The sequence below is a fragment of the Kutzneria kofuensis genome (genome assembly GCF_014203355.1).
Classification (GTDB): Bacteria; Actinomycetota; Actinomycetes; order Mycobacteriales; family Pseudonocardiaceae; genus Kutzneria; species Kutzneria kofuensis.
The window spans coordinates 8099192-8112815 of the sequence record NZ_JACHIR010000001.1 but is presented as its reverse complement, the minus strand read 5'-3'; the positions used below and the strand labels follow the sequence as shown (position 1 = coordinate 8112815).

The window sequence follows — 13624 nt, the reverse complement described above, 5'->3', positions numbered from 1 at the left end:
GGGGGGACTACAACACATGCGCAACTCCGGTCTGCGCCGCGCCGCCACGGTCGCCGTCGTCGTCGCGACGGCCACCGCACTCGGCGGCGCGCTCGCGCTCGCGGTCAGCGGAGGCACGCCGGTGCCCGACGGCACATTCGCCTTCGCCGCCAAGGTGAACGTCAACGACCAGGCCGGGTGCACCGCCGCCCTGGTCGCGCCGCGCTGGGTGATCACCTCGTCCAGCTGTTTCTCGGTCAACGGCCAGCCGGTGGCCACCGGCGCCCCGACGACGCCGGCCCGGGTGTCGATCGGCCCCGACGACAAGGCGGCCACCCTCACGGTCACCTACCTCGTGCCGCGCACCGAGCGCGATGTCGTGCTGGCCCAACTGTCCTCGGCGGTGGCCAACGTGACGCCGATTGCCATCGACACCGCCGCGCCGGCCGTGGGCAGCACGCTCAACGTCGCCGGCGCCGGCCGCACCGACACCGAGTGGGTGCCGGCCCGACTGCACGCGGCGAACTACACCGTCCAGGCCACCGACGCGACAACCATCTCTCTCGCGGCCGCCGCGGGCGCGGCGGATCCGTGCAAGGGCGACGCCGGCGGCCCGGCCGTGGCGACGGTGAACGGGCAGCCCGAGCTCGTCGGCATCACCAGCAGGTCTTGGCAGCACGGGTGTCTGGACGTGAACGAGACCCGCAGCGGCGCGACCGAGACCCGCGTCGACGACCTGGCCTCGTGGATCCAGGCCCAGACCACGCCGCTCATGGCCGACCCGACCAAGATCCAGTTCGCCGACCTGGACGGCGACGGCAAGGCGGAGCTGCTGGCGTACTTCCCGGACGGCACCGTGCGGGCCCGGCACAACAACAACGGCTTCAGCTCCGCGCCGTGGGGCACCGACGACATCGTCGTCGCCGTCGAGTTCCCCGCGGACCGGTCGCACTTCGCCGACCTGGACGGCGACGGCCGGGCCGAGGCGATCCGGGACTACGACAACGGCGACGTGCACGCCTGGCACAACGGCAAGGGCTTCACCACCATGCCGTGGGACGGCGGCGACCAGATCGTCGGCGTCGGCTTCAACGACCCGTCCCGGCTGATGTTCACCGACCTGGACGGGGACCGGAAGTCCGAGATCCTCAAGATCAACGATGACAACAGCGTCACCGCCTGGCACAACATCAAGGGCTTCGCGGAGATGCCGTGGGACGGCGGCTCGGTCACCGTGGCCGTGGACTTCAAGCCCGGCCAGTGCTGGTTCACCGACCTGGACGGGGACGGCCGGGCCGAGGCGCTGCGGGTGATGGCCGACGGCACCGTGCACGCCTGGCACAACATCAAGGGTTTCACCACGATGCCGTGGGACGGCGGGGACCAGCAGGTCGCCACCGGCTTCCCGAATCCGGCGACGCTGAAGTTCGCCGACCTGGACGGCGACCACCGTTCCGATGCCGTCGCCGTGGACCCGAACTACCAGCTCCGGGCCTGGCACAACGGCGCAGGCTTCGCGAACATGCCGTGGGACAACGTCGTCACGATCAGCGTGCCGACGCTGCCCTGACGCCGTGACACGGACCGCCCGGGTGACCGGGCGGTCCGTGTCGCCACGACCCGGTCTGTTCGAGAGACGCCATCGCCGAGCTTTCCTCGATTCAACGTGACATCGTCGACGGCTGCGGCAGGGCTGTCCGCGATGCGGCGCCGAGTCCGTCGACGTGACCGCGAGCCCGGCCCGGAGCGGCCGCTCACGCCGAGTCGGACCAACCGTTTCCCCGGCATCGACAAAGAGCGAGTTCGTACACCGTGCGCTCGGGCCACTGGCTGTCCCGCTCGGTGTTGAGCACGGCGATCAGGCCGGTGTTGCGCAGCCGTTCGATCATCTTGTACAGCGAGGCCCGCGGCTCGACGTTGATCACCTCGTCCTTGCCCCACTGCTTGATCAGCTGCTGCATCCGGTACGGGTGCATCGGCTCGACCTTCAGCAGGCTCAGTATCGAGCCGTGCTGACCAAGGTCAACAACACCGACGTGGACATCCGCTACTTCCTCGACGGCGTGCAGCGGGCCGTGCACCACGCGACCGGGTTCGTCGGCAAGCCGATGTGGGTCATCATCAACCTCCAGATGGAGGGTTCCTCAGGCGCGCCCGGCCCCAGCGGGAACACGACGTTCCGCGCACGCAACGTCGTCATCAGCCATACCTGAGCATCGTTCACCGACACCGGTCGGGCCGGTTCGGCCAACCGGCCCGACCGGCCAGCGAGAACAGGATCGACGGCGGAGCCACTTGGTGACCATCTGCTGATGCGGCCCCCGCTTCCCCTGTCCCGGTGGCGACGGCCGGTTTCAGCCACCCCAGTGGTCCGTGGGTTCGCCGCCGACGCATCGCACATTGACAGTCAGATCTGACTGTGAAATCGTCCGCCCATGCCGTCGGACACCAAGCCGCCCGGTGTGCGGGCCGCACAGCGGGAAGCCACGCGGCAGCGCATCGTGCGGGTCGCGGTGGAGCTGCTGATCAGCCGCGGGCTGGCCGCGACCACAACCGTTGAGGTGCAACGCATCGGCAGGTTCAGCCGAGGCGCACTGCTGCATCACTTCCCGACCCGGGAGGCGATGCTGGGCGCCACGATCCGTGAGTTGATGGAACGCAACGAGGCGGCCGTGCGGGAAGCGGCGGCCGATGTGCCGGCCGACCTCGACGACGTGACACGCGCGGTTCGTGTGCTGGGGGCGTCGATGGTCCGCCCGGCGTTCGTCGCCGAGCTGGAGCTGTGGGCCGCCGCCCGCACCGACCACGCGCTGCGGGATGTGCTGCGCGACGAGGAAAAGCGGGCCAGCCGCGACCTGTATCGGGTGGTCGCCGAGGTGTTCGGCGCGGACCTGGTGGCCAGCGACCGGTACCCGGTGGTGGCCTCGCTGACCGTGCAGTTCCTGCGCGGACTGGCGATCTCCGACGTGCTGCGCGGCGAGCGGGGCGGCACCGAGCGGCTGCTCCTGGACTGGGCGGCGGTCGCCCGGGCCATCCTGACCGGCCGCCCACTGGACGTGGACGGGAGCGACACGTGAGTGATCTCATCGGTTACGAGGTGCGCGGCCGCAAGGCCTACCTCACGCTGAACCGGCCCGACCGGTTGAACGCGATCACAGCCGAGCTGGCGCGCCGACTCCGCGAACTGGTCGATCGGGCCAACGACGATCCCGCGGTCAGGGTGATCGTGCTGCAGGGCGCGGGACGGGCGTTCAGCGCGGGCTACGACCTCAAGCAGTACGCGGAAAGGGGCGACCTGACCCAGCCGCCGGTCTGGGATCCCATCCAGGACTACCAGCACATGAAGCGCAACACCGACGACTTCTTCACCCTGTGGCGCTCGCTCAAGCCGACCATTGCCAAGGTCCACGGGTACGCCGTGGCCGGCGGCAGCGACATCGCCCTGTCCTGCGACCTGGTCGTGATGGCCGACGACGCCCGCATCGGCTACATGCCGGCCCGGGTCTGGGGCTGCCCGACCACCGCGATGTGGGTCTACCGCCTCGGCGCCGAGCGGGCCAAACGGATGCTGCTGACCGGCGACACCATCGACGGAACCACCGCCGCCGCCTGGGGACTGGTGCTCCAGGCGGTCCCCGCCGCCGAACTCGACGACGCGGTGGAGGCCCTGGCCGACCGCATCGCCGGGGTGCCGGTCAACCAGCTGGCCATGCAGAAGCTGATGATCAACCAGGCCTACGACAACATGGGGCTGTCCGGAACCCAGATCCTGGCCACCTTGTTCGACGGCATCACCCGGCACTCCCCCGAGGGGCGCTGGTTCCAGGAGTTCGCCGCCGAGCACGGCTTTCCGGCCGCGGTGCGGTGGCGGGACGCCGGCCGACCGATCCCCGACGGCGGCGGCCCGATACCGACCAGGGCCCAACTCGACGAGGAGTGACCCGTCATGGCAGCCGCCGATCTCGCGTACTGGCCCGCCGACACCAGCCACCCCGTGCTGGAGCTGACCACTGGCGACCTGCTCCGCCTGGCCGCCGCCGACGCCGGCGACCAGACCGCGCTGATCGAGGTCGCGCCGCCGGACACGCCGTCGCTGGCCGGCGCGGACCGCACCGACCGCCAGTGGACCTACGGCCAGCTGCTCGCCGACGCCCAGCAGTGCGCGCACTGGCTGCTGACGCGGTTCTCCCCGGGCGAGCGAATCACCGTCTGGGCGCCGAACATTCCCGAGTGGACGATCCTGCAGTACGGCGCGGCGCTGGCCGGCCTGATCCTGGTGACCGCGAACCCGGCGCTGCGCACGGCCGAACTGCGTTACGTCCTGGCGCAGTCCCGCTCGGCCGGGCTGTTCCACACCGCCGCGTTCCGGGGCAGCGACATGACCGCCATCGCGCGTGAGGCAAGCGCGGGACTGCCCGACCTGCGTGCCACCGTGTGCTTCGGCGACTGGCCGGACACCGTGCGCTCGCACCAGGAAACCGACGCGCTGCCAACGGTGCGCCCGGGCGACGCCGCCCAGATCCAGTACACCTCCGGCACCACCGGGTTCCCCAAGGGCGCGCTGCTGCACCATCGGGGGCTGGTCACCAACGCCCGGTTCATGATCGACCGGACACAGCTGCCGCGCCGAGGCGCAGTGGTGTCCGCGATGCCGCTGTTCCACACCGCCGGCTGCGCCATGGGCGTGCTGGGCAGCGCCCACCAGCGCGCCAGCTACGTGCTGTGCCAGCTTTTCGACCCGACCCTGGTGCTCACCGCCGCCGCACGGCATCACGCCGACATGCTGGCCGGCGTCCCCACCATGCTCATCGCCCTGTTGAGCCATCCCGACTTCGACCGGTTCGACCTGTCCCGGCTGTCCCGTGTGCTCTCCGGCGGCAGCCCTGTCCCACCCGAACTCGTCCGCCGGGTCGAGGAGCGCTTCGGCGTGCGGTTCACCGCCGTGTACGGCCAGACCGAACTGTCGCCGGTGATCAGCCAGACCAGCCCCGACGACGCGCCGAACGACAAGGCCACCACCGCCGGGCGCCCGCTGCCGCAACTGGAGGTCGCGATCCGGGACCCGGTCAGCGGACGGCTCATGCCGACCGGCCGGGTCGGGGAGATCTGCGCCCGTGGCTACCAGACCATGTCGGGCTACTTCGGCATGCCGCAACGCACCGCCGAAACCATTGACGCGGACGGGTGGCTGCGCACCGGTGACCTGGGTGTGCTGGACGAGCGCGGCTATCTCACGGTCACCGGCCGGCTCAAGGACATGATCATCCGGGGTGGCGAGAACATCTACGCCTCCGAGATCGAGCAGGTGCTGTTCACCCATCCCGGCGTCCGCGATGTGACCGTGCTCGGCCTGCCCGATCCCACGTGGGGCGAGATCGTCGCCGCGGTGGTCGTGCCGACCGATGCCGACCACGTCCCGACGGTCGCCGAGTTGCGGGACCTGTGCCGCGAGAAGCTGGCCCCGCACAAGACACCCGCTCGCTGGCTCACGGCCGACGAGCTTCCCCTGACCGGGTCGGGAAAGGTCCAGAAGTTCCGCCTCCGCCAGCAGATCGACCGGGCCGAACTCCCCGAACTCCTCCGCGATCGGGACCTGTGAACGTGGTGGCTCGCGGACGGGCTTGAGCACGGGCCGCGAGGTTGCGGGACGGGCGCGCCCGCTACGGGTCGATGAGACTCGCGAGGTGGTTCTCCCCCGGCGGCACGGATTCGTGGCCTGACACGGTCAGGTTCGTCGGTGTCGTCGCGGACTCGGAGCCCGGCTCGGCGTGGTAGGTGACCACCATCTGGTCGCGCGGGCCGCGGGCCGCATCGCCTTCCCGCATTTCGTCGAACGCGTCGAGCCCGGGCATTGCGTCGGGCAAACTACTCGGGGCAGGGCCGGGCCGGAACCAGGGGGAAGCGCTCATGACCAAGATCAATGCGCATCCCGACCACCTGCGTAGGTCCGGCGGCAAGCTCAGCGACTTCGGCGGCAAGCTCGCCGACGGCGGCCAGAAGCTGGAAACCGCCGGCCAGAACCTGGTCTCGCACGCCAGCGGCGACCGCTCAGGCATCGGCGCGGTGGTGGCCAAGGCCATGGGACGGGGCATCCAGGTCACCGGCAAGGTGTTCAGCGAGGGCGGCCGGGTGGTCCAGGGCGCCGGCAAGCGCCTGCACGCCACCGGCGACCTCTACGAGGAGGCGGACAGCCACGGCGCCAGCCTGCTCAAGCGGCATCACCCGGACACCAGGGGAAACCTCGGCCCGAAGGGCGGCGGCGGACGTCATCCGGGGCGGGTCGGCGGGTCGAAGGGCGGCGGCGGACGCCGGCCCGGACGGCTCGGCGGTGGCTCACGCCGATCGGCTCGCAACCAGCTGGACGGCAAAACCCGGCCGGGGGCGATCCCCAAGCGCAAGAAGTGCGTCGGCGGCGACCCGGTCGACCTCGCCACCGGCGACGTGCTCATGACCCAGCTCGACCTGGCGCTGCCGGGTGTGTTGGCGCTGTTGCTGTCGCGCACCCACCAGTCGTCCTACCGCACGGGTCGGCTGTTCGGCGCATCCTGGGCGTCCACGCTCGACCAACGCCTGGAGATCGACGCCGAGGGCGTGGTGTTCGTCGGCGAGGACGGCCTGCTGCTGACCTACCCGGCCCCGGCTGACGAGCCGGTCCTACCGGCCGAAGGCCCACGCTGGCCGCTACACCGGACCGCCACAGGCCACGTGCTCGACGACATCGACTCCGGCCTGCACCTGGCCTTCGCCGAGAACGGCGAGCTGACCACGATCGCCGACCACATCGGCCACCGCGTCGAGTTCGACCGCGACGGCGACGGGAACCTGGTGCGGCTGCGGCATTCCGGCGGCTACGTCGTCGACATCGACACCGCGGACGGCCTGGTCACCGGACTGTCGGTGGCCGGCGAACCGGTCGCCCGGTACGGCTACGACGAACACCAGAACCTGGTGGAGGTGGCTGATCCGGAGGGGCGCGCCTACCGCTTCGCCTACGACGCCGACGGCCGGTTGATCCGCTGGACCGACCGCAACGGCCGCTCCTACCGCTACCGCTACGACAGCGCCGGCCGCTGCGTCGCCGGGGAGGGCGACGACGGCCTGCTCAACGCCGTCTTCGAGTACGGCGATCTGGTCACCACGATGACCAACTCGCTGGGCGAGGCCACCACGTACCACTTCAACGACGCACTCCAGCTGGTCAAGGTCGTCGACCCGCTGGGCGGCGAGACCGTCTCCGAATGGGATCGGCACGACCGGCTGCTCGCCCGCACCGACGCGCTGGGCCGCACGACCCGCTACGAGTACACCGACAACGGTTTCCTGCACCGGCTGACCCGCCCGGACGGCACGCAAACCGTTGCCGTGTACGGGGAACATCGCCGGCCGGACGTCGTGGTCGAGCCGGACGGCTCACAGTGGCGCCGCACTTTCGACGGCAACGGCAACACGATCGCCGCCACCGACCCCACCGGGGCGACGACCCGCCTGGACTACGACGAGCGCGGGCACATCGCGGCGGTGACCGACCCGACCGGCGCGACGACCCGGTTCGAGTGCGACGCCGCCGGCCAGACGATCACGGTGACGGACCCGCTGGGCGCGGTGACCCGCTACGAGCGCAACGCGTTCGGCCAGGTCGTCGCCGTCACCGATGCCCTGGGCGGTGTCACCCGCCTGGCGTGGACGGTCGACGGGCGCCCGACCGAGCGGGTCCTGCCCGACGGCACCACCGAGCGCTGGACCTACGACGGCGAGGGCAACGAAACCTCCTACACCAACGGGTTCGGCCAGGTCTTCCGCACCGAGTACGGCGCGTTCGACCTGCCGCTGGCCCGGATCGAGCCGACCGGCGCCCGCACCGAGTACCGCTACGACACCGAGCTGCGGCTCACGACGACGACCGACCCGGCGGGCCTCGTCTGGCGCTACGACTACGACGCCGCCGGCAATCTGGTCGGCGAGACCGACGTCAACGGCCGCCGCCTGACCTACACCCGCGACGCCTGCGGACAGGCCGTCACCCGCGTCAACGGCGCCGGCCAGACCACGACGTTCAGCTACGACACGCTGGGCCGGCTCCTGCGCCGGGAGTCCGCCGACGCCGTCACCACCTTCGAGTACGACCCGGCCGACCGGCTGGTCCGCGCCACCAACCAGGACAGCGAGCTGACCATCACCCGGGACGTGCTGGGACAGGTCGTCGCCGAGGCGTGCGACGGCCGCGTGCTGGCCAGCGCCTACGACGCGCTCGGCCGCAAGATCAGCCGCACCACCCCGACCGGTGCGCTCTCCCGCTGGAGCTACGGCCCCACCGGCCTGGCCAGCCAGCTGACCGCGGGCGGCCGGACGATCAGCTTCGGCTACGACGCCGCCGGCAATGAGATCTCCCGCCGGATCGGCGCGGTCACCCTCACCCAGACCTGGGACGCCAACCAGCGCCTGCACACCCAGGCCGTGACCGCGCCCGGGCCGGCGGGGCAGCAGCGGCTGGTCCAGCGCCGCGCCTACCGCTACCGCGGGGACGCCGCGGTGACGACGATCGTCGACCAACTCGCCGGGATCCGGGAGTTCGAGCTCGACGCGGTCGGCCGGGTCACCACGGTGATCACGCCACAGCACCGTGAGCAGTACGGCTACGGCCCGAACGGAGTCCTCGCCGGCTCCGACCGTGCCCACGCCGGCACTCTGCCCCGCGCGGCCGGCGCGAGCCGCTACGAGCACGACGGCCAGGGCCGCGTGATCGCCCGGCACACCCGCACACTGTCCGGGCAGACCCGAACGTGGCGCTACGCCTGGAACGCCGACGACCGGCTCGTCGCGGTCACCACGCCCGACGGCGTCACCTGGCGCTACCGCTACGACCCGCTCGGCCGGCGCATCGCCAAGCTGCGCATGGACGGTGACCGGGTCGTCGAACAGACGACCTTCACCTGGGACGGCGTCACCCTCGTCGAGCAGGTCCACTCCGGTGGGCAGGCCCTGACCTGGGACTACCAGCCCGGCGGGTTCACGCCGCTGGCCCAGACCGAACGGGTCCGGGCACCCCAGGAGTGGATCGACAGCCAGTTCCACGCCATCGTCACGGACCTGATCGGCACCCCGAACGAGCTGGTCGACACGGCCGGCACGGTCGCGTGGCGGCAGCAGACCACCCTGTGGGGCGGCCAACTCGCGCCCGTGGTGCAGCAGAGCTGGTGTCCGCTGCGCTTTCCCGGCCAGTACTTCGATCCCGAGACCGGCCACAACTACAACCTGTTCCGCTACTACGACCCCGAGGCCGCCGCCTATCTCGCGCCCGACCCGCTCGGGCTGGACGCCGGCGCCAACCCGAACGCCTACGTGCCCAATCCCGTCGGGTGGCTGGACCCGCTCGGCCTGGCCGGCTGCGACGATCCGCGCAACCTGCCGGGCACCGCCGCCGGCGGCCACCACCTCAAGGACGTCAACGGCAAGTGGCTGCGCGGCTCGCACGGCAACGCCGGCCGCATCCCCGGCCAGATCGCCCGGCAGCTGGAGGGCCAGCAGTTCAACTCCTTCGACGACTTCCGCAAGGCGTTCTGGAAGGCCGTCGGCAACGACCCGCACCTGGCCTCCCAGTTCAGCCCGAGCAACGTGCGCCGGATGCAGAACGAGAACGCGCCGATCGCGCATTCCAGCCAGCACGTCGGTAAGGTCAAGAGCTACGCGCTGCACCACGTGACACCCATCCAGCACGGCGGCGCCGTGTACGACATGCGCAACATCGTCGTCGTGACGCCGCAGTACCACCGCGACGTCCTCGACCGCGGCTACCACTACGGATGACCCAGGGAACGTCATGGAACGCCTGACCCGAGACGAGATGATCGCGCTGGTCGACCGCCTCCAGCGCGGCGAGGGGGACGACGAGCAGGCCGGCGAGTGGATCGAGCGGCTCGACGAGTCCGTGCCGCACCCGGCGATCAGCGACCTGATCTTCTACTCCGACGAGGAGCTCTCCCCCGAGGAGATCGTGGACAAGGCGCTGGCGTACCGGCCCATCGAGCTCTGAGTCGCGAGCTCGGGGCGGCACGGCCGGCCTCGAGGCGCTCCGACGCCGAACATTCGACTCACGCTCTTGACGTGGCTCGCGGCAACCCTGAACATCTCACTCAGTCCGACCGAATGTTAGCGCTAACAACGGGGTGCGCACATGAGATCGATGTTCCGGCGCGGTGTCGTCGTGCTCCTGCTGGCGGCGGTGAGTACTCCGATCGCCGGCCCGGCCGACGCCGTTCCCGAGGCCGCCTCGAAGGTCGCTGACGTCGCCGCTCCGGCGCCGCCGATGGGCTGGGCGTCGTGGAACAGCTTCGCCGCCAAGATCGACTACACGACGATCAGAGCCCAGGCGGACGCGCTGGTGTCGTCCGGGATGAAGGCCGCGGGCTACTCCTACGTCAACATCGACGAGGGTTGGTGGCAGGGCACCCGTGACGCCCAGGGCAACATCGTGGTCGACGAGACCGAGTGGCCCGGCGGGATGAAGGCGATCGCGGACTACCTGCACAGCAAGGGACTCAAGGCCGGGATCTACACCGACGCGGGCAAGGACGGATGCGGCTACTACTACCCGACCGGCCGCCCCGCGGCACCGGGTAGCGGCAGTGAGGGTCACTACGACCAGGACATGCTGCAGTTCCAGCGGTGGGGCTTCGACTACGTCAAGGTCGACTGGTGCGGCGGCGACGCCGAGGGGCTCGACCCGGCGACGACCTATCGCGCGATCAGCGACGCGATCACCCGGGCCACCGCGCAGACCGGGCGGACACTGAAGCTGTCGATCTGCGACTGGGGCCGGAAGAACCCGTGGAACTGGGGCCCCGGCGCCGGCGCGTTGTGGCGCACCAGCAACGACATCATCCTCTACGGCCAGAACGCCACGCTCGGCCAGGTGCTGACCAACTTCGACCAGGCGCAGCACCCGGTGTCGCAGCACACCGGCTACGTCAACGACCCGGACATGCTCACCGTCGGCATGCCCGGCCTCACCGACGCCCAGGCCCGCACGGAGATGAGCCTGTGGGCGGTGTCGGGGGCGCCGCTGCTGGCGGGCAACAACCTCGCGACGATGAGCGCGGCCACGAGGTCGATTCTGACCGACCGGGACGTGATCGCGGTCGATCAGGACCCGCGCGGCCTGCAGGGCGTGAAGATCTCCGAGGACAGCGCGGGCCTTCAGGTGTACGGCAAGGTCCTCTCCGGCTCCGGCCGTCGCGCCGTCGTGTTGCTCAACCGGACGTCCGCGCCGGCGGCGATGACCGTGCGCTGGGCCGATCTCGGCCTGACGTCCGATCGGGCCCGGGTGCGCGACGTCTGGACCGGTGAGACGAGCCGGTCCGCGGATTACACCGTGACCGTGCCGGCGGGTGACTCCGTTCTGATCACCGTGGACGGAACCGAGACCGCGTCGACGACCTACCACGGCGATTTCACCGGAGTCACCGCCGAGGCCACCGGGCTCGCCGTGGCCGACGTGACCTACACGGCCGCCACCGCGCAGACCGCGACGCTGAAGGTCAACGACCAGCAGCCGACCGTCGTGGCGTTCCCGGCGACGGGCGGGCGGCCGCGCACGGTGTCGGTGATCGTGTCCCTGGCCAAGGGGACTAACACGGTGTCGTTCACGAACGCGCCGAGCGCGATCACGGTGTCGCCGCTGCCCGGCACCGCGGGCGCCGAGGTCGTCGGCGCGCAGTCCGGGCGTTGTCTGGACGTCGACGACAACGGGATCACCAACGGCATCCAGGCCCAGCTGTGGGACTGCGCGGGCGGTCCCAACCAGACCTGGGTGTCGTCGCGCGGCCAGCTCGTCGTCAACGGCGGGAAGTGCCTGGACGCCTACGACAGCGGGACCACGAACGGCACCGCCGTCGTGGTCTGGGACTGCCATGGCGGGGCCAACCAGCGCTGGAACATCAACTCCGACGGCACGATCACCAACGCGGTGTCCGGCCTGTGCCTGGACGCGTACGACAACGGAACCGGCAACCGCACCAAGATCGTGCTGTGGACCTGCGGATCCGGAGCCAACCAACGGTGGTCACTGCGCTGACCGGCTCGGGAGTGTCGCGGCCGACCGGCCGTGCGCGCTGGTGCCGCGACACGTCGACCGGTGCCAGCAGTTCGCCCGGTTGGGTGAGGCAATCGGCGTAACCACCGTTCGCCGCGGGTACACCACAGGCATGTGGCTGACATTGACCTTTCCGTTGGTGGTCATGGCGGGGGCGCTGGGCCTCGGTCGCGTAGAGGCATGGGTGCCGCGCCCGGGTGCGCGAGCACCTCGGACGTCGCCCTCCCGCGCACCGGTCCAGCGCCCGGAGCCCGCGTCATCGTCGAGGTTGCCTCTGCGGCGATTCCACACCTACCGCGCGACATAGTGCGTCGCACTGCCCTGCACCACCCTCCGCCCAACCCCGTGCCATCAGCCGTGATGAGGATTGCGCCCGTGGAACCGACGACGGCCACGGGCAACCTATTTCCGGCCTACTTTTTGCCGACAGGCCCGCCACAATGCGTCGAACTCTGGCTGGTCAGCCTACCAGTGCTCACCGGCGGAACTGGAATGTAGATGCGAAGCACGTCAGAGGCCCTGCCGTCCACACGGACAGCAGGGCCTCCCGCAGTTGGTCACTCAGTAAAGCACGGACCGTTCAACGACGTTCGCGGGCCATTCAGAAATCGACGGTGACGCAGGCCAAACGGTCGCCCGCGGTGCCGGCGTGCCCCGCGTCGGTGTGCGTTTGCTCGGCGTGAATCACCACAGAACCGGCATGCCGGTCGGTGAACTGCCAGTTCACGAACGAGTTGACCAGGGCGTTGCCGTGCCGGTCGGTGGTGAAGTCGAGCCAGATCTCGTTCTGCGGGTTGGCATAGGCCGGGTCGACCGAGGGCTGCACCGGGTCCGGCACGTTCTGGTAGTGCGGCCCGGCATCCTCGGCCTTCGCGCCACACGACTTCTGGTGCACATGCGCGCCGTACTGATGGTCGGCCACCAGCCCCTCCACATACAGGAGCACCATCGTCTTGCCGTCCGGGGTGGGCATGGAACGCACGGTGGCGGTTGATCCGACCGCGACGAGGTCGGGGTTGTAGGTCACGGCTTTGGCGTCGGGCCGGTAGGGCTCGAAGTCGGCCGTGGTGACTGCCGTGCGGGCCGGCGGCGCGGACTCGGCCGACGCCGGCCCGACGGTCCCCAGCATTGCGGCGGTCATCGTGAGCAGAATGACAAGGTGTTTACGTCCCATGGCCTTTCTCTATCGCAGTGCGATTCGGCAAGCAAGGAGTCGCCTGACTGGCCGGCAGCCGAGAGATGTAACAATGGCGGCGCATACCGGAAAACGCGTCCACAGACGAGGCAGTCGGTCCCGTAGCGCCCACATTGAGATGCCGGCCGGCGCCCTCGGCGTCGGCGTACGGTAGAAGCACCGGCGTCGAGCCGGACCCGAGAGTCAGGAGGGGCCGCCCGGTTGGCTCCTCCGCCCCGCCACGGTTTTCTTGTTAGGCTTCACCCGATCCGGCACATGATTACGAGTTCACCAACGCCCGGACGACAAGAGCCACGACATGGCGCTCGGCAAACCCCCACCGCGGCAGATTCCTGCGGACTCGACGGTCGACAGCGGGTTGT

At 70.3% G+C, this 13624-nt stretch carries 11 protein-coding genes; 8 read left to right on the top strand and 3 right to left on the bottom strand.

Annotation, left to right across the window (positions count from 1 at the left end; all coding sequences use genetic code 11):
- Positions 1-16 precede the first annotated feature (16 nt).
- Positions 17-1549, top strand: a complete 1533-nt coding sequence (locus BJ998_RS36920; protein ID WP_184867918.1) for a trypsin-like serine protease — start codon at positions 17-19, stop codon at positions 1547-1549.
- Between the two features lie 184 nt (positions 1550-1733).
- On the opposite strand, the gene BJ998_RS36915 is transcribed toward BJ998_RS36920, so the two are convergent.
- A complete protein-coding gene (locus tag BJ998_RS36915; protein WP_184867917.1) occupies positions 1734-1955 on the bottom strand; it encodes a hypothetical protein in 222 nt (73 codons plus the stop codon).
- 33 nt (positions 1956-1988) lie between these two features.
- Between BJ998_RS36915 and BJ998_RS36910 the strand changes: the two genes are divergently transcribed.
- From BJ998_RS36910 to BJ998_RS36895, 4 genes are all read left to right on the top strand, one after another.
- On the top strand, positions 1989-2192 hold the full coding sequence (locus BJ998_RS36910) for a LamG domain-containing protein (RefSeq protein ID WP_184867916.1): 204 nt from the start codon (positions 1989-1991) through the stop codon (positions 2190-2192).
- A gap of 222 nt (positions 2193-2414) precedes the next feature.
- A complete protein-coding gene (locus tag BJ998_RS36905; RefSeq protein ID WP_184867915.1) occupies positions 2415-3056 on the top strand; it encodes a TetR/AcrR family transcriptional regulator in 642 nt (213 codons plus the stop codon).
- Entirely contained in the window at positions 3053-3919 is an 867-nt protein-coding gene (locus tag BJ998_RS36900) for a crotonase/enoyl-CoA hydratase family protein (RefSeq protein ID WP_184867914.1), read from the top strand. The genes BJ998_RS36905 and BJ998_RS36900 overlap by 4 nt, the downstream gene beginning before the upstream one ends.
- Before the next feature lie 6 nt (positions 3920-3925).
- Positions 3926-5578: an AMP-binding protein gene (locus BJ998_RS36895; protein WP_184867913.1), complete on the top strand. Its 1653-nt coding sequence runs from the start codon at positions 3926-3928 to the stop codon at positions 5576-5578.
- 61 nt (positions 5579-5639) lie between these two features.
- Here BJ998_RS36895 and BJ998_RS36890 read toward each other — a convergent pair whose 3' ends face one another.
- Entirely contained in the window at positions 5640-5831 is a 192-nt protein-coding gene (locus tag BJ998_RS36890; protein WP_184867912.1) for a hypothetical protein, read from the bottom strand.
- 55 nt (positions 5832-5886) lie between these two features.
- Between BJ998_RS36890 and BJ998_RS36885 the strand changes: the two genes are divergently transcribed.
- The 3 genes from BJ998_RS36885 (at position 5887) to BJ998_RS36875 (ending at position 12049) form a co-directional block, all read left to right on the top strand.
- Positions 5887-9783, top strand: coding sequence for a pyocin-S2/colicin E7-DNase domain-containing protein (locus BJ998_RS36885; RefSeq protein ID WP_184867911.1), 3897 nt, complete (start codon positions 5887-5889; stop codon positions 9781-9783).
- A 13-nt stretch (positions 9784-9796) separates the two neighbouring features.
- Positions 9797-10009, top strand: a complete 213-nt coding sequence (locus BJ998_RS36880; RefSeq protein WP_184867910.1) for a bacteriocin immunity protein — start codon at positions 9797-9799, stop codon at positions 10007-10009.
- 141 nt (positions 10010-10150) lie between these two features.
- Complete coding sequence (locus BJ998_RS36875; protein WP_246488726.1) at positions 10151-12049, top strand: RICIN domain-containing protein; 1899 nt, start codon at positions 10151-10153, stop codon at positions 12047-12049.
- A 619-nt stretch (positions 12050-12668) separates the two neighbouring features.
- Here the strand turns inward: BJ998_RS36875 and BJ998_RS36870 are convergent.
- On the bottom strand, positions 12669-13208 hold the full coding sequence (locus BJ998_RS36870; protein WP_184867909.1) for a superoxide dismutase family protein: 540 nt from the start codon (positions 13206-13208) through the stop codon (positions 12669-12671).
- Positions 13209-13624: the final 416 nt, after the last annotated feature.

What these genes read in the sequence shown, in the direction of transcription:
- BJ998_RS36920 (WP_184867918.1), top strand. Translation starts at nt 17, where the DNA reads ATGCGCAACTCCGGTCTGCGCCGCGCCGCCACGGTCGCCGTCGTCGTC.
- BJ998_RS36915 (WP_184867917.1), bottom strand. Translation starts at nt 1,955, where the DNA reads ATGCACCCGTACCGGATGCAGCAGCTGATCAAGCAGTGGGGCAAGGAC.
- BJ998_RS36905 (WP_184867915.1), top strand. Translation starts at nt 2,415, where the DNA reads ATGCCGTCGGACACCAAGCCGCCCGGTGTGCGGGCCGCACAGCGGGAA.
- BJ998_RS36895 (WP_184867913.1), top strand. Translation starts at nt 3,926, where the DNA reads ATGGCAGCCGCCGATCTCGCGTACTGGCCCGCCGACACCAGCCACCCC.
- BJ998_RS36890 (WP_184867912.1), bottom strand. Translation starts at nt 5,831, where the DNA reads ATGCCCGGGCTCGACGCGTTCGACGAAATGCGGGAAGGCGATGCGGCC.
- BJ998_RS36885 (WP_184867911.1), top strand. Translation starts at nt 5,887, where the DNA reads ATGACCAAGATCAATGCGCATCCCGACCACCTGCGTAGGTCCGGCGGC.
- BJ998_RS36880 (WP_184867910.1), top strand. Translation starts at nt 9,797, where the DNA reads ATGGAACGCCTGACCCGAGACGAGATGATCGCGCTGGTCGACCGCCTC.
- BJ998_RS36875 (WP_246488726.1), top strand. Translation starts at nt 10,151, where the DNA reads ATGAGATCGATGTTCCGGCGCGGTGTCGTCGTGCTCCTGCTGGCGGCG.
- BJ998_RS36870 (WP_184867909.1), bottom strand. Translation starts at nt 13,208, where the DNA reads ATGACCGCCGCAATGCTGGGGACCGTCGGGCCGGCGTCGGCCGAGTCC.